At 59.4% G+C, this 25,371-nt stretch carries 20 protein-coding genes and 1 pseudogene; 15 read left to right on the top strand and 6 right to left on the bottom strand.

What is annotated here, in order from left to right:
* The first annotated feature begins 122 nt into the window (after positions 1-122).
* The 6 genes from recA (at position 123) to alaS (ending at position 7,865) form a co-directional block, all read left to right on the top strand.
* Positions 123-1,187: a recombinase RecA gene (gene recA, locus N6L26_RS05970; protein ID WP_263607122.1), complete on the top strand. Its 1,065-nt coding sequence runs from the start codon at positions 123-125 to the stop codon at positions 1,185-1,187.
* A 196-nt stretch (positions 1,188-1,383) separates the two neighbouring features.
* The gene (locus tag N6L26_RS05965) at positions 1,384-2,010 is read left to right on the top strand and encodes a glutathione S-transferase family protein (RefSeq protein ID WP_263607121.1); all 627 of its coding nucleotides are present in this window, start codon (positions 1,384-1,386) and stop codon (positions 2,008-2,010) included.
* A gap of 100 nt (positions 2,011-2,110) precedes the next feature.
* Complete coding sequence (locus N6L26_RS05960) at positions 2,111-3,277, top strand: nucleotide sugar dehydrogenase (RefSeq protein ID WP_263607120.1); 1,167 nt, start codon at positions 2,111-2,113, stop codon at positions 3,275-3,277.
* On the top strand, positions 3,277-4,299 hold the full coding sequence (locus N6L26_RS05955) for an NAD-dependent epimerase/dehydratase family protein (RefSeq protein WP_263607119.1): 1,023 nt from the start codon (positions 3,277-3,279) through the stop codon (positions 4,297-4,299). The genes N6L26_RS05960 and N6L26_RS05955 overlap by 1 nt, the downstream gene beginning before the upstream one ends.
* 6 nt (positions 4,300-4,305) lie before the next feature.
* Complete coding sequence (locus N6L26_RS05950; RefSeq protein ID WP_263607118.1) at positions 4,306-5,136, top strand: class I SAM-dependent methyltransferase; 831 nt, start codon at positions 4,306-4,308, stop codon at positions 5,134-5,136.
* Between the two features lie 71 nt (positions 5,137-5,207).
* Positions 5,208-7,865 (top strand): alanine--tRNA ligase, encoded by a 2,658-nt coding sequence (gene alaS, locus N6L26_RS05945; protein ID WP_263607117.1) that lies wholly within the window; start codon positions 5,208-5,210, stop codon positions 7,863-7,865.
* Between the two features lie 2 nt (positions 7,866-7,867).
* Here alaS and N6L26_RS05940 read toward each other — a convergent pair whose 3' ends face one another.
* The 6 genes from N6L26_RS05940 to N6L26_RS05915 form a co-directional block, all read right to left on the bottom strand.
* On the bottom strand, positions 7,868-8,056 hold the full coding sequence (locus tag N6L26_RS05940) for a hypothetical protein (RefSeq protein ID WP_253515234.1): 189 nt from the start codon (positions 8,054-8,056) through the stop codon (positions 7,868-7,870).
* Positions 8,057-8,100: 44 nt separating this feature from the next.
* A complete protein-coding gene (locus tag N6L26_RS05935; RefSeq protein WP_263607116.1) occupies positions 8,101-8,622 on the bottom strand; it encodes a hypothetical protein in 522 nt (173 codons plus the stop codon).
* Complete coding sequence (locus N6L26_RS05930) at positions 8,623-10,383, bottom strand: cation:proton antiporter (protein WP_263607115.1); 1,761 nt, start codon at positions 10,381-10,383, stop codon at positions 8,623-8,625.
* 50 nt (positions 10,384-10,433) lie between these two features.
* Complete coding sequence (locus N6L26_RS05925) at positions 10,434-12,089, bottom strand: bifunctional GNAT family N-acetyltransferase/carbon-nitrogen hydrolase family protein (protein ID WP_263607114.1); 1,656 nt, start codon at positions 12,087-12,089, stop codon at positions 10,434-10,436.
* A gap of 109 nt (positions 12,090-12,198) precedes the next feature.
* Positions 12,199-13,419 carry an NADP-dependent isocitrate dehydrogenase gene (locus tag N6L26_RS05920; RefSeq protein ID WP_263607113.1) on the bottom strand — a complete coding sequence of 407 codons (1,221 nt, stop codon included), beginning with the start codon at positions 13,417-13,419 and terminating at the stop codon, positions 12,199-12,201.
* A gap of 258 nt (positions 13,420-13,677) precedes the next feature.
* Positions 13,678-13,917: a hypothetical protein gene (locus N6L26_RS05915; RefSeq protein WP_263607112.1), complete on the bottom strand. Its 240-nt coding sequence runs from the start codon at positions 13,915-13,917 to the stop codon at positions 13,678-13,680.
* A gap of 527 nt (positions 13,918-14,444) precedes the next feature.
* Between N6L26_RS05915 and N6L26_RS05910 the strand changes: the two genes are divergently transcribed.
* From N6L26_RS05910 to N6L26_RS05870, 9 genes and pseudogenes are all read left to right on the top strand, one after another.
* Entirely contained in the window at positions 14,445-15,587 is a 1,143-nt protein-coding gene (locus tag N6L26_RS05910; RefSeq protein ID WP_263607111.1) for a sugar transferase, read from the top strand.
* Positions 15,588-16,126: 539 nt separating this feature from the next.
* The gene (locus tag N6L26_RS05905; protein WP_263607110.1) at positions 16,127-17,446 is read left to right on the top strand and encodes a polysaccharide pyruvyl transferase family protein; all 1,320 of its coding nucleotides are present in this window, start codon (positions 16,127-16,129) and stop codon (positions 17,444-17,446) included.
* A 64-nt stretch (positions 17,447-17,510) separates the two neighbouring features.
* Entirely contained in the window at positions 17,511-18,401 is an 891-nt protein-coding gene (locus tag N6L26_RS05900; protein ID WP_263607109.1) for a hypothetical protein, read from the top strand.
* A 53-nt stretch (positions 18,402-18,454) separates the two neighbouring features.
* Positions 18,455-19,699 carry a hypothetical protein gene (locus N6L26_RS05895; RefSeq protein WP_263607108.1) on the top strand — a complete coding sequence of 415 codons (1,245 nt, stop codon included), beginning with the start codon at positions 18,455-18,457 and terminating at the stop codon, positions 19,697-19,699.
* Positions 19,684-20,337: a hypothetical protein gene (locus N6L26_RS05890; RefSeq protein ID WP_263607107.1), complete on the top strand. Its 654-nt coding sequence runs from the start codon at positions 19,684-19,686 to the stop codon at positions 20,335-20,337. The genes N6L26_RS05895 and N6L26_RS05890 overlap by 16 nt, the downstream gene beginning before the upstream one ends.
* Positions 20,334-21,365: a phosphotransferase gene (locus N6L26_RS05885; protein ID WP_263607106.1), complete on the top strand. Its 1,032-nt coding sequence runs from the start codon at positions 20,334-20,336 to the stop codon at positions 21,363-21,365. The genes N6L26_RS05890 and N6L26_RS05885 overlap by 4 nt, the downstream gene beginning before the upstream one ends.
* A gap of 89 nt (positions 21,366-21,454) precedes the next feature.
* A complete protein-coding gene (locus tag N6L26_RS05880; protein WP_412071345.1) occupies positions 21,455-22,534 on the top strand; it encodes a glycosyltransferase family 4 protein in 1,080 nt (359 codons plus the stop codon).
* A complete protein-coding gene (locus tag N6L26_RS05875; protein ID WP_263607105.1) occupies positions 22,531-23,787 on the top strand; it encodes a lipopolysaccharide biosynthesis protein in 1,257 nt (418 codons plus the stop codon). Before N6L26_RS05880 ends, N6L26_RS05875 begins: the two co-directional genes overlap by 4 nt.
* A 292-nt stretch (positions 23,788-24,079) precedes the next feature.
* Positions 24,080-25,250, top strand: a pseudogene (locus tag N6L26_RS05870) (IS3 family transposase).
* Positions 25,251-25,371: the final 121 nt, after the last annotated feature.

Here is a 25,371-nt window from a genome sequence, read left to right as displayed (position 1 = left end):
GGTGGAACAAAGCCAGAAAACTTTTTCGCGTTCCCCACTTGTTCTAGCGGAACAAAGCCGATACATACTGCGCCAGTTGAAGAGTCGAACAGCGGCTCTGGCCAAGCGCAGGAGGTAATGTCATGGCGGCAAGTCTGAAGCTCGTAGAGGACAAGAAAGTGGACGCAGACCGTCAGAAGGCATTGGATGCCGCGCTTGCGCAGATCGATCGCGCATTCGGCAAGGGTTCGGCGATGAAGCTCGGCCAGAAGGAAGCCATGCAGGTGGAATCGATTTCCACCGGCTCGCTCGGCCTCGATATCGCGCTCGGCGTGGGCGGTTTGCCCAAGGGCCGTGTGGTCGAGGTCTATGGTCCGGAAAGTTCGGGCAAGACCACGTTGGCGCTGCATGTCATCGCCGAGGCGCAGAAGGCCGGCGGTACCGCTGCCTTCGTCGATGCCGAACACGCGCTCGACCCGGTCTATGCCAAGAAGCTGGGCGTCGATATCGAGGAATTGATCGTCTCGCAGCCCGATACCGGCGAACAGGCGCTCGAGATTACCGATACGCTGGTCCGCTCTAACGCGATCGACGTGCTGGTGGTCGACTCGGTTGCCGCGCTGGTCCCGCGCGCCGAAATCGAAGGCGAGATGGGCGACAGCCACGTCGGTCTCCAGGCTCGCCTGATGAGCCAGTCGCTGCGCAAGCTGACCGGCTCGATCAACCGCTCCAAGTGCATGGTGATCTTCATCAACCAGCTGCGCATGAAGATCGGTGTGATGTACGGCAATCCCGAAACCACCACCGGCGGCAATGCGCTCAAGTTCTACGCCTCGGTGCGGCTCGACATCCGCCGCACGGGCCAGATCAAGGATCGCGACGAGGTGATCGGCAATGCGACCCGCGTGAAAGTGGTCAAGAACAAGGTCGCCCCGCCGTTCAAGCAGGTCGAGTTCGACATCATGTATGGCGAAGGTATTTCGAAGATCGGGGAGATCCTCGACCTCGGCGTCAAGGCCGGCGTGGTCGAGAAATCGGGCAGCTGGTTCAGCTATGACAGTGTCCGCATCGGCCAGGGCCGCGAGAACGCCAAGAACTTCCTCAAGGAAAATTCCGAGATGTGTGCCAAGTTGGAAGCCGCAATCCGCGGCCGCACCGACGAGGTCGCCGAAGAGATGATGACCGGCCCGGACGCGGACGAGGACTGAATTCTCTTCAAGCGGGAGCGCGTCGGCCCATATCCCCGGGCTCGCGTTACAGCCGGGCTGTCCCCCGGTACTCCCGAAAAACCGGAAAGCCGGTGCGCGCCGCTTCATGGCCGCACCGGCTTTTCCGTTTGTGGCATGGCCGCCAACCGGCGGCAGCCCTAGGGTGCGGAGCGAATCGTCAATCCGGAGCGCCGCCATGACCATCACCGTCCACCATCTCAACAACAGCCGTTCGCAGCGCATTCTCTGGCTGCTCGAGGAACTGGGCGCGGACTACGAAGTGGTCGCCTACCAGCGCGATTCCGAAAGCAATCTTGCGCCGCCGGAACTTCAGAAAGCCCATCCGCTTGGCAAGTCGCCGCTGATCGAAGATGATGGGCTGTGCATCGCCGAAAGCGGCGCGATCATCCAATATCTGTGCGAACGCCATGGCGGCGAAAGCTGGCTTCCCGCGCGCGACGGCGAAGCCCATGTCCGCCACCTCGAATGGATGCAGTTCGGCGAAAGCAGCTTTTTCGTCCCGGTCATGCTGAAGATCTACGCCGGTCGCCTTGGCGATGCCGCCAGATCGCTGATGCCGCGCGTCGACGAGCAACTCGCCGCTCATGTCCGCTTCGCCGAGAACAACATCTCACCCGACCTCCACTTCGTCGGCGATGACTGGACCGCTGCCGATGTGATGATGAGCTTCCCCGCCGAGATCGCGGTGATGCAGGGCTATGGCGAGCAAGCGCCGAAGCTCGCGCGGTTCGTCGAGGCGATCCACGCCCGCCCTGCGTGGCAGCGCGCGCGCGCGCGCGGCGGGCCCTATTTCATCTGGTGAGTAGCGGCGGGCGGGGCAGGGCTTGCATTCGCTCGCGCCTCCCCACAGAAGGCTCGCGCTGACGACCCTTGCGGCAGCGGATTGATATGCGGGTAATTCGATGAAGATCGCCGTTTTCGGGCTTGGCTATGTCGGCCTTTCCAATGCCATCATGCTATCGCAGCACAATTGCGTGATCGGCTGCGATATCTCGCCCGAGCGGATCGCCTTGCTCGACGATCGCCAATCGCCGATTCAGGACGAGTTACTCGAAGAGTATCTGCGCCGCGACGATCTCGACCTCGCCTTCACCACCGACCCTGCCACAGCGATCGAAGGCGCCGAATTTGCGGTGGTTGCCGTCCCGACCAATTACGATGTCGAAACCAATTTCTTCGATACCTCCGCGGTCGATACGGTCATCGAACAGGTTCTGGCCGCCAACGATCAGGCAGTCGTAGTCGTCAAATCCACGGTCCCGGTGGGCTATGTCGGCCAAGCGCGCGAACGCTTCGCGACCGACCGCATTATCTTCAGTCCTGAATTCCTGCGCGAGGGCAAGGCGCTCTACGACAACCTCCATCCCTCGCGGATCATCGTCGGCGAACGGTCCGAGCGGGCACAGAAGTTCGCCGATCTGCTGCTTCAACCGGTACTCGAAGCCGATGTCACTGTCCTGCTGACCGATGCCGACGAGGCCGAGGCGATCAAGCTGTTCGCGAATACCTATCTCGCGATGCGCGTCGCCTTCTTCAACGAACTCGACAGCTACGCCCTGTCGCGCGGGCTCGACACGCGCCAGATCATCGAAGGCGTCGGCCTCGATCCGCGCATCGGGGCGCATTACAACAATCCATCCTTCGGCTATGGCGGCTACTGCCTGCCCAAGGATACCAAGCAGTTGCTGGCCAATTATTCCGAAGTCCCGCAAAACCTCATCCGCGCGATCGTTGACGCCAACCGCACGCGCAAGGACTATCTCGCCGACCGCATCATCGAGCGCGAGCCACGTATCGTCGGCATCTACCGCCTCGTGATGAAAGCCGGTTCGGACAATTTCCGCCAGTCGTCGATCCAGGGCATCATGAAGCGAGTAAAGGCCAAGGGGATTGAAGTGATCGTCTACGAACCGGTGATGGATGACGAGAGTTTCTTCGGCAGCCGCGTCGTGAACGATCTCGGTGCATTCAAGGCAGAGGCCGACGTGATCGTCGCCAATCGACTCGATCCCGATATCGCCGATGTCCGCGACAAGGTCTTCACCCGCGACCTGTTCGGCGCCGACTGATGGGCGAAAGCCGCACCGCGCTGGTCACCGGCTCGGCTGGCTTTATCGGCTATTTCCTAAGCCGTCGCCTTTTGAAAGACGGTTTCCGGGTGATCGGAGTAGATTCGCTTTCGGATTATTACGATCCTGGGTTGAAGCGTCGCCGACAAGCTGGGTTACTCCAGAATGCTGGATTTTCTGCCATCAACGAATCTATCGAGACTCCAAACCTGCTCGCTGATCTTTTCGCCGACGAGCGGCCCGACATTGTGGTTCATCTCGCGGCGCAAGCAGGGGTGCGTTATTCGATCGAAAGTCCGCGCAGCTATCTTGAGAGCAACATCGTCGGGACTTTTGAATTGCTCGAGGCGGCGCGCGCACATCCGCCGCAACACATGCTGTTGGCCTCTACCTCTTCGGCTTATGGCGCCAATACCGAGATGCCCTATCGCGAGACGATGAGGACGGATCACCAGATGTCCTTTTACGCCGCGACCAAGAAGGCGAGCGAGGCGATGGCGCATTCCTACGCACACCTTTTCGGTCTGCCAGTGACGATGTTTCGCTTTTTTACGGTCTATGGACCTTGGGGCCGCCCCGACATGGCCCTGTTCAAATTTACGAAGGCAATGCTCGAGGGCAAGCCGATTGACGTCTACAATCACGGCGAGATGATGCGCGACTTCACCTTTGTGGAGGATCTGGTTGAGGCAATTCGCCGCTTGATCGATGCACCTCCAATCCGACCGGAAAATGGCGATGAAATCGCCCAAGGTGACAGTTTGTCGCCAGTCGCCCCGTGGCGCGTGGTCAATATCGGCAATTCGCAGCCCGTCCAGCTTGGCGACATGATCGCGGCAATCGAGGATGCACTGGGCATCAAGGCCAAGCGCAATCTCATGCCGATGCAGCCGGGTGACGTTCAGGCGACCTGGGCCGATGCCGAACTGCTGCGCAGCCTTACCGGCTACGTCCCGCAAACGGATATCCGCGATGGCGTGCAGCGGTTCGTTGCGTGGTATCGCGACTACTATCAGATCTGAGGTGCAATGACCGATCAATCCGAATGGACCGGCAAGGTCGGAAATGCTTGGGCCGACGAATGGCAGCGGACCGATCGCAGCTTCGGCCCGGTGACCGACCGGCTGCTCGAAGTCGCGCAGGCGAATGGTTTCGCACAGGCACTGGATGTCGGCTGCGGCGCAGGCGAAGTGTCGCTCGCGCTCGCGGCGGGCGATCCGACGGCGAGGGTGATCGGGGTCGATATCAGCGCAGACCTGCTCGAGGCGGCCCGTGAGCGCGGAGCGGGGCAGCAGAACCTACGCTTCGAACTGGGCGATGCGGCCTGTTGGACGGCGGACGCTGGAGAACAGGCCGACCTCGTCGTTTCGCGCCACGGGGTGATGTTTTTTGGCGACCCCATCGCCGCCTTCGCGCATATCGCGGATCAGGCGGCGCCGAATGCGCGGCTGGTCTTTTCCTGCTTTCGCGAGCGTACCGAGAACCCCTGGGTGCGTGAAATCGCCGCGGTCCTCCCGCCAAACGATGAGCCCGCGCCCGATCCCGATGCCCCCGGGCCTTTTGCCTTCGGACGTCGGGCCCGCGTCGAGGATATTCTTGCCAAAGCCGGGTGGCAGGACATTGCCTTCGAGCCGATCGATTACGGCATGATCGGCGGCGAAGGCGAGCAGGCGGTCGAGGATGCCCTGTCCTATTTCCTGCGGATCGGCCCCGCAGCGCGTGCCATCGGGGCGCTTGGCGACGCTGAACGCGACGCCGCCTTGGCCCGCCTTCGCGCCATGCTCGAGCGGCACTGTGTCGATGCCCAGATGGCACTCCCGGCCGCTGGCTGGATCGTGACGGCCAACGCGCCCGATTGATCGCTGCCCCTGCACAGTCTGGCCGGGCATTCGCGCTTGTCGCCCGCGCGCCGATTGCCTAACTGCCCGTCATGACATCGACCAACGACATCCGCCGCAGCTTCCTCGATTATTTCGGTTCCTCCGACCATGCCGAGGTCGCCAGCGCACCGCTTGTGCCGTTCAGCGATCCCACGCTGATGTTCGTCAATGCGGGCATGGTGCCGTTCAAGAATGCCTTCACCGGCTTGGAAACCCCGCCCGCGCCGCGTGCCACCAGCGCGCAGAAATGCGTGCGCGCCGGGGGCAAGCACAACGATCTCGACAATGTCGGCTACACCGCGCGGCATCACACTTTCTTTGAGATGCTCGGCAATTTCAGCTTTGGCGACTATTTCAAGGAGCAGGCGATCCTGCATGCCTGGACACTGCTGACGAAGGAATGGGGCCTCGACAAGGACCGGCTGACGGTCACCGTCTATCACACCGACGACGAAGCGTTCGACCTGTGGAAGAAGCTCACCGGCTTTGCCGACGACCGCATCATCCGCATCCCGACCAAGGACAATTTCTGGGCAATGGGCTCGGATGGTCCGTGCGGCCCGTGTTCGGAAATCTTCTACGATCACGGCGACCATATCTGGGGTGGCCCTCCAGGCTCGCCCGAAGAGGATGGCGACCGCTTCGTCGAGATCTGGAACCTCGTGTTCATGCAGTTCACGCAGGAGAACGACGAGATCGTCGGCGATCTGCCCAGCCCGAGCATCGATACCGGCATGGGGATCGAACGCATCGCCGCGGTGATGCAGGGTGTGCACGACAATTACGACACCGATACCTTCAGAAATCTGATCGCGGCGAGCGAGGGGCTGACCGGCGTCCGCGCCGAAGGCGACAGCACTGCCAGCCACCGCGTGATCGCCGACCATTTGCGCTCGACCAGCTTCCTCATGGCGGACGGCGTGCTGCCTTCGAACGAAGGCCGCGGTTATGTGCTGCGGCGGATCATGCGCCGCGCCATGCGCCATGCGCATCTGCTGGGGGCAAGCGAGCCGCTGATGCATCGTCTGGTGCCGGCGCTGGTGACCGAGATGGGGCAGGCCTATCCCGAGCTGGTACGTGGCCAGGCGCTGATCGAGGAAGTGCTCCAGCGCGAGGAAACCCAGTTCCGCCGGACGCTCGACAAGGGCCTCAAGCTGCTCGACGACGAGACCGGCGACATGGGCGAGGGTGGGACGCTCGACGGCGAGACCGCCTTCAAGCTCTACGACACTTACGGCTTCCCCTATGATCTGACCGAGGATGCGCTGCGCAGCCGCGGGATCAGCGTCGATCGCAATGGCTTCGATGCCGCGATGGAGCAGCAAAAAGCCGCCGCGCGCGCAGCCTGGAAGGGCTCGGGCCAGGCAGCCAATGAGGAAGTGTGGTTCGACCTCGCCGAGCGCGAAGGGTCGACCGAGTTTACCGGCTACAGCGCGACCACTGCGGAGGCGGAGGTTGTCGCCATCGTCAAGGATGGGGCAGAGGTTAAGTCCGCCAGTGCTGGCGAGGCCGTGATCATCCTGACCAACCAGACACCCTTTTATGGCGAGAGCGGCGGCCAGACCGGCGATGCGGGACGGATATGGACTCCCGAGGGGTTAGAGTTCGCAGTCGAAACGACTAACAAGCCGCTCGGGCGCTTGCACACGCATGTCGGGACGATCGCCAAGGGCTCGGTCGTGGTCGGCGATGCGGTCCACCTCACGGTAGATGCCGACCGGCGCGACCGCATTCGGGCCAATCACTCGGCGACGCATCTGGTGCATGCCGCCTTGCGCGACCGGTTGGGTGGTCACGTCACGCAGAAGGGGTCGCTCGTCTCGGACGACCGCTTCCGGTTCGATTTCTCGCATCCCAAGCCGCTCAGCGATGAAGACATCGCCGCGATCGAGGCCGAGGTGAACGAGGAAATCCGCGCCAACGAACAGGTCGGCACGCGGTTGATGACGCCCGATGATGCCGTCGAAGCCGGCGCGCTGGCGCTATTCGGCGAGAAATATGGCGACGAGGTGCGCGTGCTCGCGATGGGCCGCAAGGGCGGCGAGGGACGCAATTATTCGGTCGAGCTATGCGGCGGGACGCATGTGAACGCGACCGGCGATATCGGCCTGTTCAAGATCGTGTCGGAAAGCGCGGTCAGTTCGGGCGTGCGCCGGATCGAGGCGCTGACCGGGGAAGCGGCGCGCCAGTGGCTGGTCGCGCGTGACGAGGCCGTGCGTGCGATCGCCGCAGCCTTGAAGACGTCACCCGACGAAGCCCCGGCGCGCGTTTCGGCGCTGGTCGAGGAGCGCAAGCGGCTCGAAAAGGAACTCGCCGATGCCAAGCGCGCACTGGCGCTCGGCGGTGGCGGTGCGGGCGAAGCGCGCGCGGCTGACGAGACCATCAATGGTGTGACCTTTTCCGGTCAGGTGATCGAGGGACTCGATCCCAAGGAATTGCGCCCGCTGCTCGACGAGGCCAAGACCCGCATGGGTTCGGGCATCGCCGCCATCTGCGCAGTGAACGAGGGCAAGGGCGCTTTTGCCGTGGCCGTGACCGACGATCTGACCGAGCGGTTCAGCGCGGTCGATATGGTCCGCGTCGGGGTCGAGGCGCTGGGCGGCAAGGGTGGCGGTGGCCGCCCGGACATGGCCCAGGGGGGCGGTCCGGACGGCTCCAAGGCCGAGGACGCGATTGCAGCAGTCCGCGACCGGATTTCCGCCCGCTAGCGTCAGCTACGGTTGCGCGACTTGCGACCGACTTCGGACTGGCTGCCACGCGGCAGGTCCTGACCGCCGGTATCGGAAGGCTTGTTCGCATTCGCGCTTGGCGGCTCGACGGTGCTCACCGGGTCCTGCACATTCTGTGGCTTGAACTTTTCGCTGTTGGGCGTCGGTTTGGTCGGGTCGGGGTTGCTCATGTCTTTTCTCCTTCCCCCGACCAACGGTTGGCGTGCAAAGAAGTTCACGTTTCCCGCAGTTTGGTGGGATCGATCGAGGCATAGACGCGCCTGATCGCGGCTTCGGCCTGCGCGATGCGGGGCCCATCGCTCAAGGATTCGCGTGTGCTCGCGATGGCCTGTAATTCATCCCTCAGTCGTTCGAGTTCCGTCACCGATTCTGGCGAAGGGGCGAGGCCCAGCGCTCGCTCGACGAGGAAGGCGAGATCGCTCACCGGGCGTATGGCGAGGAAGGTTTCGACCATCGGACCACGCAGCGCCGGATTGTCGCGCCAGTCGCGTCCGCCGAACAGGTGCTGGACCACATGCTGCCCCGCGCCGAAGCACTCGAAGCGGATGCAGCCGGCAAAGCCTTGTTCGGCGCGGTCCGCATAGATCGTGCAGCGCGCGTCGTCGCCGAGCTTGGGGCAGGGCTGGCCTGCCTCCTTCGCCGCGGTGAAACCCGGCATGTCCTGCGAAGGATAGGCGATGCAACACAGCGCCGCGCAGCGCGCGCAATCCGAACGCGTTTCGAGCGGGACCGCCATCTAGGCTTCCGCGGTGCTGGTCCGCAGTTTCGGCTTGTAGGTCAGTGCGCCTTCCTGCTCGATCTGGCCGCGGAACTCGTCGCGTTTCTCGTGGATGGAGGCGATCACCGGGCCCATCGCCACGCCGATATCCACCAGCACCGCCTCGGATAATTGCAGCGAGCTTTCGAGCGTTTCGGGGACCGCATGGCTTGCGCCCGCGCGATAAAGCTCGGCAGCGTGCCGAACGTCACGCGCGCGGCACACGATCAGCAGGTTGGGATGCTCCTTGCGCAGCTTGGATACCAGCCGCTGCACCAATACCGGCTCGTCCATGGTCAGCACCACGGCGAGCGCGTTCTCGATACCCAGCCGGTCCATCGAATCCCCGCGTGCCGCATCGCCGAACGTGGCCCGGAAACCATCGCGCTTCGCGCTTTCGATCAGGTCGGGATCCGCATCGAGCGCAATATAGGGCTTGTCATGCGCGGTCAGCATCTGCGCCACCAGTCGCCCGACGCGGCCGGCGCCGACAATGATCACGCGTGGTTCGTCGGCGGTATCCTCGGGCAGTTCGGGGACCGGTTCGACCCGTCGCGCGATGACCCGGCCGAGACGTGCGAGTAGTGGTGTCACCGTCAGGCCGATCGCAGTAACGATCTGCCAGAACTGCGCGGTGCCCGGCTGGATCAACAGCGCCGCACTGGCCGCCGCAAGGATGATCAGCGTCGTTTCCGAAGGGCTGGCCATCAATATGCCGGTTTCCGCCGCCGTGCTGCGCCGTGCTCCCATCAATCGCAACAGGACCCCGGTGACCAGCGCCTTGAACGGCAGGATCAGCAGCACCGCGGTGAAGATCAGCGCGAAGTTTTCCCAGATCGTCTGCAGGTCGATGCTCATGCCCACGGTGATCAGGAAGATCCCCAGCGCGAGGCCCTTGAACGGCTCCATGATGGCTTCGACTTCGCCGTGATATTCAGTTTCCGCGATCAGCAGCCCGGCGATCAGTGCGCCGACGATCGGCGAAAGGCCGACCGCAGCGGTGGCGAGGCTCGCACCGATGACCACCAGCAGCGATGCGGCAAGGAACAGCTCGGGGCTCTTGGTGCGCGCAGCCTGGCCGAACAGTCGGGGCAGGGCAAACCGCCCGAGGATCATCATTGCTGCGATCACCAGCCCGCCCTGCCACAGCGTGGTGAGCATGCCTTCCCAGCCTTCGCCGGCGGCATTGGGGGCCATCGCGCCGAGGACGAAGATGATCGGCACGATCATGATATCTTCGAACAACAGCATCGACAGCGCGGCGCGCCCGACGGGCGAATGCGTGCCCGCAATCGGCAGGACGATCGCGGTGGAGGAGAAGGCGAGGGCAAAGCCGAGCGCAAGCGCACCGGTCCAGTACTGCCCCATCATCGACAGCGCGATGGCGAGCGAAGTGCCGATCACCAGCAGCTCCATCGCGCCAAGACCGAAGACCAGTTTGCGCATCTGCCACAACCGGTTGAAGCTGAGTTCGAGACCGATTGTGAAGAGCAGCAGGATGATCCCGAACTCGGCGAACGGCTCGAGCGCCTCGGGATCGGAGATGGTGATGTGGTTGAGCCAGGGGTGCTCGAACACCAGCCGGCCGAGCCCGAAGGGGCCGACCGCAATCCCGATCAGGATGAAACCGATGATCGGCGTCACGCGAAAGCGCGTGAAGACGGGGATGACCAGCCCGGCCGCGCCGAGGATCACCAGCGCGTCCGAAACCGCCGGGCTTGCAAATTCAGCCGATGCCATAGGACCTTCCGTAACCGCGCCGTGTCAGGCTGTCACGATACGATAGCGCGCTAACCCCCACCCGGATGCGCGGGGCCGAGTGGTTCACGGCGCGGGCGCGGCTTGCCGGGGTGCTTGCCGTCCTCGTCCCATTCGATCCGGTACAGGTCGAACCGGCGGTCGGCGAGATTGCGCACCGTACCTTCGGCACGCGCCCAGCTGAGATCGGCGAGGTTGATGTCGCTGATCGTCAGCGTCTCGACATTCTCGCTTGCCTCGGCGGCGATGCCATCGCGCGCGAAGGGGAAATCGCACGGCGTCAGTATGCAGCTTTGCGCGTACTGGATGTCCATATTGGCGACATTGGGGAGATTGCCGACGTTGCCGCTCAACACAACGAAGCACTGGTTTTCGATCGCGCGCGCCTGTCCGCAGTACCGCACACGCAGATAGCCCTGGCGGCTGTCGGTGCAAAAAGGCACGAAGATGATCCGTGCGCCTTCATCGGCCAGGCGGCGGCTGAGTTCGGGAAACTCGCTATCGTAACAGATCTGCACGCCGATCGGACCGCAGTCGGTCTGGATCACCTCGACCTTGTCACCGCCCTTGATGTTCCACCAATAGCGCTCGTTCGGCGTGGGGTGGATCTTCTCCTGTGCATGCACCGCGCCGTCGCGCAGGCAGACATAGGCGACATTGTGGATGTCGCCATCCTCCATTCGCGTCGGATGTGATCCGGCGATGATATTGATGTTGTAGCGCATCGCCATCTCGGAAATGTCGCGGCGCAGACGCGGGGTGTATTCGGACAAGCGCTCGATTGCCTCGACGGGGGAGAGTTCCTTCTCCTCGAAGCTCAGGAGCATGAGCGTGAACAGTTCGGGAAAGACGATGAAGTCCGCCTCGTAATCGCTTGCGACATCGACGAAATATTTGATGGCACGCATGAATTCGTCGTAATCCGCGACCGCGCGCGCCTGAAGCTGGCAGGTCGCGACACGCACCGCCTCGACCCCGCGTGGGAGCCGCTTCTTCACCGGCTGGTCGCGTTCGACATAGGGATTGCGCCAGACCATCATTACCGCATTGGCCATCGAGGCTTTGTCCTCGGGCAGATAGCCTTGCATGATCCGTTCGGGCTCGAACCCGTTGGCCAGCTGGAAGCGCAGCACCGGATCGTGCAGTTTCCCCTCGACCACCTTGGTGAGATAGTCCTGCGGATTTTCGACTTTGCGGCGGAAGCGGCGGTAGTTGGGCATCCGCCCGGCAAAGACGATCCCGGTCAGGTCCATCTCCTCGGCCAGCGCGCGTCGTTCTTCATACAGGCGCCGCCCGATGCGCACGCCGCGCACCTTGGGATCGACGCACATCTCGTAGCCATAGAGCCAGTCGCCGGTCGGATCGTGACGGCTGCCATAGCCATTGCCGGTGATCTCGTCCCAGTCATGCGGCTGGAACGCGAGCGCTTCGGCAAGCTGCATGGTCGCGCAATAGCCGACCACTTCGTCGTCGAGCAGGGCGACGAAGCAGCCTTCGCGAAAATTGTTGATCTGGCCGCGGATCTCGCCGTGCGTATAGGCGGGCATGTCCTCGTAGACCCGTCGCACCAGATGCGCGATGCCGGGGATGTCCTTGATCATCGCATTGCGCACTTCGAGCCGGCGCTGGCCGAACTTCTCGGTGCCCTTGCGTTTCGCTGTGCGCTTCTTCTGTGCCGGTGCGGCCATGTCATCCCTGTCTTTTCTGATGAGCCCAAACGACAAGACCGGAACCGGCGCGTGCCGGTCCCGGTCTCGTGCGTCACTGCCTAGGCAATGACGAAGTCGGCGGTTGGTTTCAGGCCCAGGCCTTCATTTCCGTCTCGAGGTTATCGACGATTGCCTCGAAGAACTGCTCGGTGGTCATCCAGCTCTGGTCGGGCCCGATGAGCAGCGCAAGGTCCTTGGTCATCTTGCCGCTTTCGACGGTCTGGATGCAGACCCGCTCGAGCGTTTCGCCGAACTTGACCACGTCGGGCGTGTTGTCGAAGCGCCCCCGATAGATCAGCCCGCGCGTCCAGGCGAAGATGCTGGCGATCGGATTTGTGCTGGTCGCCTTACCTTCCTGGTGCTGGCGATAGTGGCGGGTAACCGTGCCATGTGCGGCTTCGGCTTCGACGGTCTTGCCGTCGGGCGTCATCAGCACGCTGGTCATCAGGCCGAGCGAGCCGAAGCCCTGCGCCACCACGTCCGACTGGACGTCGCCGTCGTAATTCTTGCAGGCCCAGACGAACTTGCCGCTCCACTTGAGCGCGGATGCGACCATGTCGTCGATCAGGCGGTGTTCGTAGGTGATGTTCGCTTCGGCGAACTTGTCCTTGAACTCGCTTTCGAACACTTCCTCGAACAAATCCTTGAAGCGGCCATCGTACTTCTTGAGGATGGTGTTCTTGGTCGACAGATACACCGGCCAGCCACGGTCGAGACCGTAGTTCATGCAGGCGCGCGCGAAGTCGCGGATGCTGTCGTCGAGGTTGTACATTGCCATGGCGACGCCTGAACTCTGGAATTCGTAGACGTCGAGATCGATGTTCTCGCCATTCTCGCCTTCGAAGACGAGACGCAGTTTGCCGGCGCCGGGGATCAGCGTGTCCTTGGCGCGATACTGGTCACCGAAAGCATGACGGCCGACGACGATGGGATCGGTCCAGCCGGGGACGAGACGCGGAACGTTGTCGATAACGATCGGCTCGCGGAAGACGACGCCGCCAAGGATATTGCGGATCGTGCCGTTGGGGCTGACCCACATCTTCTTGAGGCCGAATTCCTCGACGCGGGCTTCGTCGGGGGTGATCGTGGCGCATTTCACACCCACGCCATACTGCTTGATCGCATTGGCCGCGTCGATCGTGATCTGGTCTTCCGTCTCGTCGCGCTTTTCGATCGAGAGATCGTAATATTTCAGATCGACGTCGAGATAGGGCAGGATCAGCCGCTCGCGGATCCATTCCCAGATGATCTTCGTCATTTCGTCGCCGTCGAGCTCGACGATCGGGTTCGCAACCTTGATCTTCGCCATGGGGTTCCTGTTCGTTCGAATGAGAGTTGCGCGCGGCATAGCAGAGCGCTGGCCGAGGGCAAGGGACGCGGGCCGGGTTCGACCGCAATGGCCGCGTAAATAGGATTGCCGGAGAATCGCGTTGGCGGGTGTGGCCGCTCATTTTACTCTAGCGGCCATCCTGAAGCACGCGACTCGGAAAACGCTTTCGGAGCGCGCACGAAAAAACCGGCCGCGGAGCAAACCTCCGCGACCGGTTCTTTAAGTTCTAAGGCTGGCTTAGACGCTTACGGGGGTGTCGTCGTCGTCATCGGCAGCGATGATGACGCCGGCAACCACAGCGATGCCCGCCAAGATGGCGATGATCAAGCCAGCGCCGCCCAGTTCCGAGGTGTCCTTAGCCGAAGCCGACGAACGCTCGACGGCAACCGGAGCAGCCGAGGCAGCAACCGGCGCGAACGCCATAGCAGCGGCCGAAGCCGAAATGAGAATCTTCTTAGCAATCATCTTGTTCTCCATTGTGAATTCAGTGTCTCAACCGACACGCACATTCGACGTGCCGGCCGCGCCCGTATTCGGCCTCTGCTTAGGTGAAAAGAGTGGGCACTGCAAGCCTGGGCGTTATAGGGGGAGGCGACGTGACAGTATTTTGCCCTTAACTAGGTATCTCTAGCCCTGCCGATCACGCATTAATAGCTCGGATATGCACCCTAGAGCCAATATGTGTAGTTTCGCCTCGTTCTGATTGAAGCTCTACAGGGCTCTGTCTAAGGAATGCGAGAACGGATACGCTATTTGTCGCCCTCCTGGTGCACGCAATGATTCGCTGGTTTTTGGTTTGCGCTGTGTTCGATAAGCGGCAGGTGTAGTGATTTTTGGAGTGCCAATTGGTGTTAGTAAACTCTTCCCTTGCTATCGTGCGTCGCGGTTTATTTCACTCTCTTCGGTTCGAAGTAATTGCGATCCTCACAGCGGGGGTGATTATACCCTTGTGCGTTTTGGCGGCCGCCGAGGGCGGAGGGGATCCCAGTGCCAGTGTAAGTTGGTTGTCCCAGCAAGGAGTGATCAACTCTGGCTTTGGTGTGGTAGTTTGTTCTTTCATATCGCTCGCAATTTTGCGACGACTGCGTTTCTATCCTGGTGTGGCGGTAGCTCGCTCTATCCTTCCCGTGGTTGCGATTGTATTCGGCGTGTTGGTGGCGATAATCGCTGGATTCCGGTTCGAGTATTCAAATAAGGTTATCGGCACATGTTTCGCGGCAATTCTCGGAACTCGGTTTGCGATCACCGCAGTACGCTCGCGTGCCAAAGGAATTCTTTACTATTTGGTGCCTGGCGGTCGTATCGAGTTATTAAAAGAACTGCGAGGAGCTCCTGTTCTACCTCTTGTCAGTCCAACCCTAGATGGGCTGCCAGAATCGGCAATTGTTGCAGACCTCAGCGCAAATCTGGAGCCAGAATGGGAGCGGTTTCTCGCTGAGGCGGCCATTTCTGGGTGTCCAGTTTATCACTACAAGCAGGTATGGGAGGCTGAAACGGGGAAAGTGCGGATTGAGCACTTGTCGGAAAATGGATTTGGTGCGCTGGTCCCCAACTTTGCGTATCAGAAAATTAAACGAGGAGTCGATCTCTTCGCTTCGCTCGTCGCCATTCCGATCGTGGTGCCGATTGTTGCCCTCTGTGCCTTAGCAATCAAATGGGACAGTCGGGGCCCCGTGTTTTTTCGTCAGCGTCGCCTAGGATTTCGGGGAAAAGAGTTCTTAGTGCTGAAGCTGCGAACTATGATTGAAGGGCATGCTGGCGACAATCGCAACCTTTCAATCACGCAAAGTGATGACAAGCGGATCACGAGAGTTGGCGGTTTTCTGCGTCGGACGAGACTCGACGAACTCCCTCAGATTTTAAACATATTGAGAGGAGAGATGAGTTGGATAGGGCCCCGGCCTGAGGCAGTGAGCCTGTCACAGTGGTACGAAGGCGAAATACCGTTCTATCGCTACCGCCATATTGTCCGGCCTGGCATTACTGGCTGGGCGCAGGTTAATCTAGGACATGTGGCCGAAGTTGAACAAGTAGACGAGAAACTCCAGTATGATTTCTATTATATAAAAAATTTGTCTTACTGGCTGGATATTCTTATCTCTTTGAGAACAATAGGAGTTATGCTTTCTGGTTTTGGTTCCAAATGAAATTGGTTTTGATTGATCATGAGGGGGCGTTGATTACTATGTTCCCTTTGATAGGTTACTACTTTTGACACGGACTGCTCTCTAGAGCCGGAGTAATTCCCCGTCCGCCTTAGTAAGATTGGAAAGATGAGCATCTCAATTTTGCGGCAGAGCGGTCAGCTGTGTAGGAATTGACGATATCGGGGCGTGGGACCATCTTAGCGCACTCAAGCTGGCCTGTGCATTGAACACGCAGATAGCGGAAAGATGCAGTCAATTCTTGGAGTGTGAACGCAATCTGCACCTATCTTTGGAAGTTTCAATAAGGTATGGATTGGAGAAGAGGTGATAGCCTTTAGATCTGCATGAAAGTTTGTAGTGCAGCGTGGTTGCGTTAGTGCGACAGTTTTGCGCCCGTTAGACGACACAGCTTGATTGTAAGGCCAGAGCCGCTTAACAGGTTGCATCTTCGCTTTATATTTGATCTCCCATACCTCACAATTTGCCGCTCAGTGAATTGTGGGGACAGGGAGGTTAGTGTCCGCTTCTGGGAACCTACTGTGAAAAATGTGCTCATCCTTCACGGGATAAATTATTACAATGCCGGCGATCACGGAATTGTGCTCGCCATGCTGAAAGCGCTGCGAAAGAAGTTCTCCGATGTATCGATCACCGTTGCATCGCCGTTCCGTCGCAACAACCAGATCGAAGAGGTTTATGTTGCCAAGGTCCGTGCCAACGACGAAATCGCCTATCCGGACGAAGTGTCCGATCTCTACCAGCTGCCGGTAGGGAAGAAGGCGCGGCTGGTGGTCATCGCATATGGCCTCAAGGCGGTGGCATTCTGCATGTCGCTCACGGTCCTTCCCTTCGCTCTGCGCAAACGCTTTGCCCGGACTACGGACCTTGGCTCCGCCGTGCTTGATGCCGATGTCGTGCTCAGCAAGGGCGGTGGCTTCCTACTGGATCGGGGCACGACCTATTCGGTGCCTATCCACCTCATCACGATCTGGATCGCCATCATTCTGCGCAAGAAGACGGTCATTTATGCCCAGAGTATCGGCCCGTTCGAAAGCGGCTTCGGCCGGATGGTTGCGGGCTTCGTCCTGCGGCGCGTTTCGCTGGTTCTGGCGCGGGATGAGTATTCGTACGAGTATTCCACTGAGGTTCTGGGCATTGATCCGTCGAAGGTGAAACTTACGGCTGATGCTGCCTTCGCTCTGGCGACCTATCAAGGTGGCGCTACTGCTGCGTCGGCTAAGCAGGCTGAGGGCTGTGCCTCAGAATCTCCGGCGCGAGCCTGCATCACGCTCGTTTCGCCCCGCTTCGCCGGTTTGGCCGGAGAAGAAGCGGAAAGCCAGTATTGCCGCGTCATCGCTAAGGTGGCTGAGCAAATCTCCGAGCAAGGGCTCGACGTTATGTTCATTCCGCATTTGGAATCGGGCAAGTTCAGCGACCGTATTCTTGCAAACCGTATTGTCGGCTTTTGCTCCCCCGAGGCAGCGACGAAGATGCGCATTCTCGAACCCACGAGCCCTATCGACATCATCAATTTAATGACCGAAAGTGCCATCGCCATCTGCTCGCGTATGCACTCTATGATCTTTTCGATCGACGCCCGACTGCCATTCGTGGCGCTGTCCTATTTGCCGAAATCGGATTCGATGCTGCACGAAGCTGATCTCGACGATTGGCGGGTGTCCTTACCCGAAATAGCGACCGGCGACGTCGAAGCCGCGGTGGCCGATGTGACCGGCAAGTTTGAGGCGATCCTCGCCGATCTGCCGCAAAGCCGGGCCAAAGTCGCCGCCGCACAGGAGCTTTTGGCAAAGCGGTCGGACTCCAACCTTACTCATCTTTCTAATCTCATCGGTAGCTAAGCTTAGTCTGAAAGGGTATCGGGCAATCAGACCGAGCCGTCAGCACATTGTACGAAGAGTGAAATTGACCCACTATCTTGAACAAATCAGCAGCGATGTCAGGACTTGGCCTGAGGACGCGGTGGCGCGGCAGAACCTGCAATATCTCCTGCCCAAATTCGCGGAAGACAATCGCGAATATTGGACCGGCATACACCGGCTGGCCGAAGTGTTTGCTGATTGCGGCGTGCAGTTCATCACCATCAAATCAATCCGCAGCTATCCCTATGTCGACAGCAACATTGATATCATCGTCTCGCAGAAAGACTGGCGCAAGTTAAGCGCCGCGGTCACCCGGCAGACTTGGCGCAAGCCGAATTGGAAGGAGTTCTTAGAGCAGACGCTGGTCGAGCCTTTCAAGCTCAAATACAAGGCGATCGACAACGTCCTGCCAGCCGCGCATTTTTACGGCGGTGTGCGCTGGCGCTATGCCACGCCTTTCATGCTTGACCGGGTCGACCCTGCACTGCTGTGGCGCGAATTGCCAGAGCAGTATGGCAACCCGGAAAATCCCGACGCGAAGTCGCAAATCCTAGTGCCAACCGATGAATTCGACATGGTCATCCAGGTCGCACACGTGACCATTGAGAACTACCGCCTCACCATTGGCGAGATGGTGCATATTTCAGAGACTCTGAAGAAGCCCGGCTTCGATCATGCTCGGATGGACGTGATCGCGAAGGCGCTGGGTCTTTCTTATTGCCTAAAGGCGATTTGCGACCTTGCTATGAGCGAGTTCTCCCATGGACGGTCGCCTGCGCTTGATCGCAAGCCTATGCGCATTCCGTTTGGCGTTATTGCCAAGTCTCACTTACAATACGGCGTAGCGACCGGTGCCGCCGGTCTCCTGCGTGCGACGGCGTCGTTGGCTTGGTATCCGGTGATGCGCGTAGGTCGCAAGATCCTGGGCCGCTAACCCCACTGTTGCATTATCTCCAAAGAAAATCGGCTCGCTAGGTCATGTTTCCGTTGTTCACACTACTCTCGCTGCTGGCGATCTTCACCATCTTGCAAAAGATGCGGGCGGAGTTTGGCGGCAACATCCTACTGATCACTTATTTCAGCGTAGCGCTCAAGATCGTGGTTGGCTTGGTAAACAATACATGGGGCCCCCTTCCGGGGGCCGATGTCGATGCTGTCACTTTTGAGGCCATCGGTCTGCAGCTGGCCGCCGCATGGGGTTGGACAGGGATCGAATTTCTCCCATTCACGGCGCGCTACGCGTATTCCAACTTCCTTGGGCTACTGTTCTATGTCGACGGATATAACGTAGCGCTGATCCCCCTCGTCAACACCGCTTTTACGACGTTCGCCGCTTACAATATTATGCTTGCAGCTAAGATACTGGGGTTAGACAGGCGGAAGATATTTCTGATCGCTGTGGTCTTGGCGATCAATCCGATCATCTTGTTGTACTCGGCCGTGCCTATGCGCGAGGCGCTGATCTACGCGGTAATTGCGCTGTTCTTCCGAGTCCTGATATCTCAACCGCGCAGCCTTGGCGTCATGACAAACCCGACGCTGCTTATATCGATCGCGGTTGCGATCTACCTGCATATCGGACTGGCTGCCCTTGCGATCATTCTCATCGCCTGGGCCGCCCATGTGACGATATCGTTCAAAGCAATCCTCCGACCGCTGAATCTATTTGCCCTTGTGTTCGTGGCGGTTGCTCTCGCATTCCTTCTAAATACTGACTTAATCCAGTCGATTCCGCGTGTCGCTCGACTGCTGGACGAATCCTCAGGTTCGATCAGCTTTGATTCTTTAGCGAATGCCCAAGAAGCGAAGTCCCGCGGCGAAGGGGCCTACGTTTATCCCGAAAGCACCATCGGGATCCCCGTGATCGATCAGGCTTTCGCGGCCATCTACATGACGATCCGTTTGATCTTTTCGCCGTTCCCTTGGGAAATTAGCGTGGCCAGCGGCGCTACCCTGATAAAGGTGAGCGATTTGGTGCTGCAAATGATGCTCCATATTATGGCGATACGTTCGCTCCACAGGCGCGAGGGGCGCGATCCGCGGGTATTTCTCTATGCCGGATACTTACTGCTATGCCTGATCTTTGGGCTCAACACGGTTAATGACGGAGTGGCGCTCAGGCACCGGACCAAGTTCGTATGGATACTCGTGCTGGTTGCTTTTTCTTCGGGCGAACGCCAAGGGGCGCGCGCAAACCACGGGGTCACAGGTGGACAATGGCAAAGATCATAGCAATCACCGGTATCGACGGCTCCGGCAAAACTACCTCCGCACGCAACTTGCAGGCCAGCCTTTCCGCGGCGGGGTACGATGCCGAGTACCAGCACCAGTTCGACAGTATTTTCGCGCGCGTTGTGAATTCTTTTCGGCGGCCCATGGAGAGCACGAAACACAATGCGGCAACCGAGGAAGCGCAATTTGCTAAAGCCAAGGGCAGACCGGCGCGTCCGTCAACGATGAAGAAGCTGGCAGCTTACCTCATGCTCACACTACTTGCCATAAGGGCGAATAAGGCCCGCTTCTCCTTGCGGGACTACCTGGTGTTCGACCGCTACTTTTATGACGACTTCGTCCGCCTGCAGCAGCGCTATGGCGTTTCAGAAGGATTCTTCCGACTGCTCGAACCGATGGTCCCCCGGCCGGCCTTGCTTGCAAATTTGGAAGCCGATGCGCAGACCACCTACCACCGACAGGTCGATGTCGACTCTTCGTTCGAAAAATACACCGAAAAGCTCGGACTACATCGCGCGATGATCGCCGAGCTCGAACGGATGGGGCTGAACACGATTTCGATCGACACCGGCAGCGCCGACAAGGCGCAGGTCATCGCAAGGATCGAGGCGGCACTGGACGAAGGCCGCTCAGAATGATCATCGCCAATGCGAGGCGAGTGCTATTCGATGCCGAGAAACTTCGCTCTTCCGATGAATGCGAGCGTATTGGGCTTACGGTTCTTGATAGGGCTGGCGAGCAGATGGGGGTGCCGTTCACCGATGTCCGGAGGATCGTCGACAACCGGAACAGTGTCTGCCTACGCGCGGAGGGGGCAGGGAAACGTTACCTGCTCAAGGTCAATCGCAATCCGGATTCGCACGAAGTCCGCGGCGCCGCCCTGCGCATGAACGCCGTCGCCGGTTCCGACATTAAAGGGGCGTTTTCGGTTCCCCAATCGCACTACATCGATGAGCAATACGACGCCGCATTAATGGAATTTGTCGAAGGGACGCGGCTCGACATCTTACTGCAGTGCAACCCGGATCGCGCTGCGCAACTCGACTACGTAAGGCAGGCGGTGCGCGCGCTCGCAACCATCCATCACTCCTCCGAACCCCGGCCGGACGAGGCCTTGCGACAGCCTGCAGCCGATCTGGTGCGCGATGTGTCCGCCGAATTTCCTAGGTTTGCCCGGCGCAACGCGGAAGCGCTTAATCGGCTGGCATCTGGCAAGAACGAGCCGGCGGTCTCGATTCACGGCGATTTTTCGCCCAAGAACCTGATCTTCGATGCGGCTGGCACAATTCACGTCATCGATTTTTCTCATCCTGTCGATTCGGTTTCGCCGCTTCGCGACGCGGCGATTTTCGCCATCGGCATGGCCCGCGCAATGTTGATGGCGAATCCGGCCATCGCCTTGGCGTCTGACGCTCCGGTCGAGGAGCTGGTTCAGGGCTTTATTGACGAATATCTAGCCGGTGCCGGCCATACTGCGCAGGAGCAAGGCGCCTTGCGCGAACGGCTTGTCCTATACGAATTGTTGCGGCTTGCCGAAACGCGCATCTGGACAGATGGCTACCGTGCTTTCACGGAAGGGACGGACGGATGGCTTAAAGCCAAGTTTAGTCGAGTTTTCATAGCTTTGCAACTGCGTCGCCTGCAATCGCGCATCCGCATGCTATAGCGGCAAATTGAACTGAGGGGGGCCCCATCTCTAAAAACTTCGCCATTGTCGGGAACGCCGCATTTACGATGCAAAAGTTTCGCGGACACATGATCACCTTTCTGATCGAGCACGGTTTTCGCGTGCATTGCTTCGCGCCCGATTACGACGCGCAAAGTCGCAAGGCCATCGAAGATCTAGGGGCGACGCCGGTGGACTTCGAGCATGAGCGATCGGGCACAAATCCGCTGGGCGCGCTTGTCTCGATCAGGGATCTCGTCAGGCAGTTCAAGCGCCTGAACATCGATGTCGTGTTCTGCTATTTCCTCAAGCCCATCGTGGTCTCCAACATTGCCGCGAAAATCGCCAAGGTGCCCACCGTCTATTCGATGATAGAAGGGCGCGGCATGCTGTTCGGCGAGAATGCACCGTTCAGCTTCAAGCGCCAGGCTGTGAAGCGGGCGGTGACCACTACCCTCCGCGCTGTGTTGCCCTTTTCCGACCGGGTTTTCGTTCTCAACAAGGAAGATCGCGCTTTCGCGGGTGGGCTGATGGGCAGCAAGGCGGGCCGGGTGACGCAGTTGAACGGCATTGGCCTCGACATCGATTATTACGCGCCGCACGACTACGACGAACAGCCGCTGCGCTTCATATTCTGCGGCCGCCTGCTCAAGAGCAAGGGGGTCGTCGAATTCGTCAGAGCGTCGGAAAAGGTTCGCGCTAAGTATCCCGAGGTCGAGTGCACCGTCATCGGCGATGTGGACGAAAACGTTGATTCTGCCACACGTGAGGAAATCGAAAGCTGGGATCGCGAGGGGCATGTCGACTGGCTCGGATTCCAGCCCGACACGCGCCCATTCTTCCACCGTCACGCGGTACTGGTACTGCCGACGTTCTATCCCGAGGGCCTTCCGCGTTCGATCCAAGAATCGCTGAGCATGGCCTGCCCTGTCATTACGACTGAAGCGCCCGGTTGCGGCGAGCAAATTGATGACGGCGTGACGGGCTTTGTCGTGAAGAGCCGGGACAGCCAGGCGCTAGCGGACAAGATGATATACTTCGCCGAGAACACCGACAGGATCGCCGAGATGGGCGAGGTGGGCCGGCGCTATGCCGAGAAGGCTTTCGAAAGCGATGCCATTAACCGCATCATCTTCCGCGACCTCCTGCCAAGCGTTAGGCTCAAGTGAAACTCAAGCTCTCCTATGTCTGGGCATTGGCCGACCAAGTCGTCTACGGCCTGTCGGCATCGCTCAACTTCATTGTGCTGGAGTCGTTGATGCCGCGAAAGGAATACGCGCTTCTAGCGGTGATCTACACCTTCGTGGTACTCTACCAGATGGTGTCCAACGCGATGTTCATGGATGCCTTTGCCGTCAACCTACCCGAGACGGGTCGTGAGCATTTCCGGCGCTATTTTCTTTATGTCGTCAGCTTGTTCTTGCGCCTGTCGGTTATTCTGGGTGCAGTGGGATCACTAGGCTATCTCATCATTTGCAGCGCATCGGCGCAAAATATCGAAATCTGCCTGATTCTCATATTCGTATTCGTCAGCTTCGCCATGTTGATGATGGCCAAGCGCCTGTGTTATTCGATCGACCGAGTGAGCATCGCGTTGGTGGGCTCGGTCGTCTACGTCGTTTCCTACGCCGCTGCAGTGGTTGCAGCGTACTTCTCCGATGCTATCACGATCGATTTCATCCTCACCAGCCTTGGCGCAGCATCGCTTGCAGGCTCGCTTGCAATCCTGTTCTTCCTCAAGGTTCTCCACGAAGCCTTGCGTCCGACCACTGCGGCGCTGGACCGGCAGGAACTGTGGGTCTTCCACCGCACCTTCGCGACGCAGGGGCTGGTTGCTGGTTCGCTGAAATGGGTTCCGGACAATGCCTTGTATTCGCTGCTGGGCGTGTGGGGCACGCTCGACCAAGTGGCTAGTTACCGCATGGCGTCCAACCTCCTGATGCCGTTTCGATACCTGATTGTAACGCTGGTCAACCTGCTGCTGCCAAAGTTCGCGGTTTCCTCGTACCGTGGAGAGGCTCATGAGAGCTGGAAGTTCATTTGGTTGCTGATACTCGCATTTACTGGTCTCAGCATTGGGTTGTTCGGATCGTTCTGGTTCTTCGGGCAGGAGATCATTGGCTTTCTATACAGTTCCGATCCGGAGCCAGTGTTTTATTCTCTTCTCGTGCTCTCAATCATCCCGGCGCTTTCGGCTGCGCAGGCTCTGACGGTCGCGTTCCTGAAGGCGATAAAACGCATGAACGATGTCATCGTGCAGTCGCTGATTGGCGCGGTAATGACCATCTATCCGGGTTACTTTCTGATGTCAGCCTACGGTGCGACTGGCGCAGCGATCACGCTAGTTTTGTCAATATCCAGCATGGCGATTTACTCCGCGTTGAAGGCCTCGCGGCTTAAATCGTTAGATATCTCTCATTAGGAGTTTTTCTAATAAGGTCGCCGTAACTTGCGGGTCCTGAAATCAGGGCCACACTCATCGACTGTCCTTGCGGCGTTGAAATTAAATTTTCTTCGTCGGGCAGGCTTGCCTCTTAAAAACTCGAGCAAAAGAACGAAGGCCGTGGCGAAGAAATCCATACCGTATGCTTACTTTTGAATTCGAACTCACGGATATGCCAATAGAAAGTCGGATTTACTATTCAGCCTCGCTGGCGTGAGCCCCTGATTGCATTCAAACCTGATTAAAGGCTGGCTTGAGGGACGGATAGGCGATGAAGGGTAAGAAGTTTTCCCAGGAGCGCATCATTCGAATTTTTGAAGGAGGCTGAGTGGGACGCGAAGACCGCTGTCTGGCCCGTCGGTATGGGGCGTCTGAAGCGACGTACTACAACTCGAAAGGCAAGTATGGCGGGCTGGAGGTATCTGAGGCTCGAGGTCTGCGGGAGCTCTAGAGCGAGAACGCGAAGCTGAAGTGGCTGCTGGCCGACACGATGCTCGATAAAGTAGCTCTAAAGGATCTGCTTACAAAAAAGTGGTGTCGGCCGCCGTGAAGTGGGTGGATGCCGCTTTTCTCCAAGCATGCCATGGGATGAGCGATCGGCGGGCGTGCCGTGTTATCGATGCCGATCGCAAGCGCGTACATTATCGTGCCGAGCGGGACTATGACGCTGCGCTTCGCGAGAAGCTGCGCGAACTGGTCACACAGCTTCGGCAGTCCGGTTATCGCCGTCTGCGTATGCTGCTGCGCCGGGATGGAATCATGGTCAACCGTTAGAAGACATAGAAGGTCTGCAAGGAGGAAGCTTGGCGGTGAGGCGACGACGCAGCCGCAAGCGTGCTGTAGGCACAAGGACGCCGACTCCGGTGCTCCCTCTTCCAAACCAGCGCTGTGGCTTTGGCTTCGTCCATGACCAGATAGCGACGGGAAGGCGGTTCCGCGTACTCAACGTGGTTGATGACGTGACGAGTGACTGTTTGGCAGCGGTGCCCGACACCTCGATCTTCGGTCGCCGAGTGGTACGCAAACTGACCGAGCTGATCGCCCAGCGTGGCAAGCCCAACATGATCGTCAGTCACAATGGCACGGAGCTCACCCGTAATGCGGTGCTGGCTTGGTGTGGCAAGATCGGCGTGCAGCGGCATCACATCGCGCCGGGAAGGCCGATGCAGAACGGTTATGTCGAGAGCTTCAATTGTCGGATGCGGGACGAGCTTTTCAACGAGACGCTGTTCTCCAACATGGTTCATGCCGAGCTCGAGATCGCGGCCTGGATGGAAGACTACACTCTGGAGAGACCTCACTCATCCATCGTCTTCGCAACCCAAGCGGCGTTCGCCGCCAAACTGGATAAGCAATGGCCTGCTTTGCTACGCTCTAGGGGCTCCGCTATGCAGCTCATTGCTTCAACCGCGCTGATGCGCAAAACAACCGTTCGGTTCTAATCCCAGCTGGAGGAAAGCCGGGGGTCATGTCATTGGTGCCGCTTCCTGCCGTAAAGAATGGGCAAGGGGCGGCTTGATAAGTCGCAGTTTCATGAAGGCTTTTTCGCGGTATAGGCGGGCT

Origin of the sequence: Qipengyuania sp. SS22 (assembly GCF_025736935.1) — a bacterium.
Taxonomy (GTDB): Bacteria; Pseudomonadota; Alphaproteobacteria; order Sphingomonadales; family Sphingomonadaceae; genus Qipengyuania.
The sequence above is the reverse complement of the archived record's forward strand: the minus strand, read 5'-3'. Positions and strand labels throughout refer to the sequence as shown.

Coding starts and splice junctions, on each gene's coding strand:
- recA (WP_263607122.1), top strand. CDS start 123: ATGGCGGCAAGTCTGAAGCTCGTAGAGGACAAGAAAGTGGACGCAGAC.
- N6L26_RS05965 (WP_263607121.1), top strand. CDS start 1,384: ATGACCATCACCGTCCACCATCTCAACAACAGCCGTTCGCAGCGCATT.
- N6L26_RS05960 (WP_263607120.1), top strand. CDS start 2,111: ATGAAGATCGCCGTTTTCGGGCTTGGCTATGTCGGCCTTTCCAATGCC.
- N6L26_RS05955 (WP_263607119.1), top strand. CDS start 3,277: ATGGGCGAAAGCCGCACCGCGCTGGTCACCGGCTCGGCTGGCTTTATC.
- N6L26_RS05950 (WP_263607118.1), top strand. CDS start 4,306: ATGACCGATCAATCCGAATGGACCGGCAAGGTCGGAAATGCTTGGGCC.
- alaS (WP_263607117.1), top strand. CDS start 5,208: ATGACATCGACCAACGACATCCGCCGCAGCTTCCTCGATTATTTCGGT.
- N6L26_RS05940 (WP_253515234.1), bottom strand. CDS start 8,056: ATGAGCAACCCCGACCCGACCAAACCGACGCCCAACAGCGAAAAGTTC.
- N6L26_RS05935 (WP_263607116.1), bottom strand. CDS start 8,622: ATGGCGGTCCCGCTCGAAACGCGTTCGGATTGCGCGCGCTGCGCGGCG.
- N6L26_RS05930 (WP_263607115.1), bottom strand. CDS start 10,383: ATGGCATCGGCTGAATTTGCAAGCCCGGCGGTTTCGGACGCGCTGGTG.
- N6L26_RS05925 (WP_263607114.1), bottom strand. CDS start 12,089: ATGGCCGCACCGGCACAGAAGAAGCGCACAGCGAAACGCAAGGGCACC.
- N6L26_RS05920 (WP_263607113.1), bottom strand. CDS start 13,419: ATGGCGAAGATCAAGGTTGCGAACCCGATCGTCGAGCTCGACGGCGAC.
- N6L26_RS05915 (WP_263607112.1), bottom strand. CDS start 13,917: ATGGAGAACAAGATGATTGCTAAGAAGATTCTCATTTCGGCTTCGGCC.
- N6L26_RS05890 (WP_263607107.1), top strand. CDS start 19,684: ATGGCAAAGATCATAGCAATCACCGGTATCGACGGCTCCGGCAAAACT.
- N6L26_RS05885 (WP_263607106.1), top strand. CDS start 20,334: ATGATCATCGCCAATGCGAGGCGAGTGCTATTCGATGCCGAGAAACTT.
- N6L26_RS05880 (WP_412071345.1), top strand. CDS start 21,455: ATGATCACCTTTCTGATCGAGCACGGTTTTCGCGTGCATTGCTTCGCG.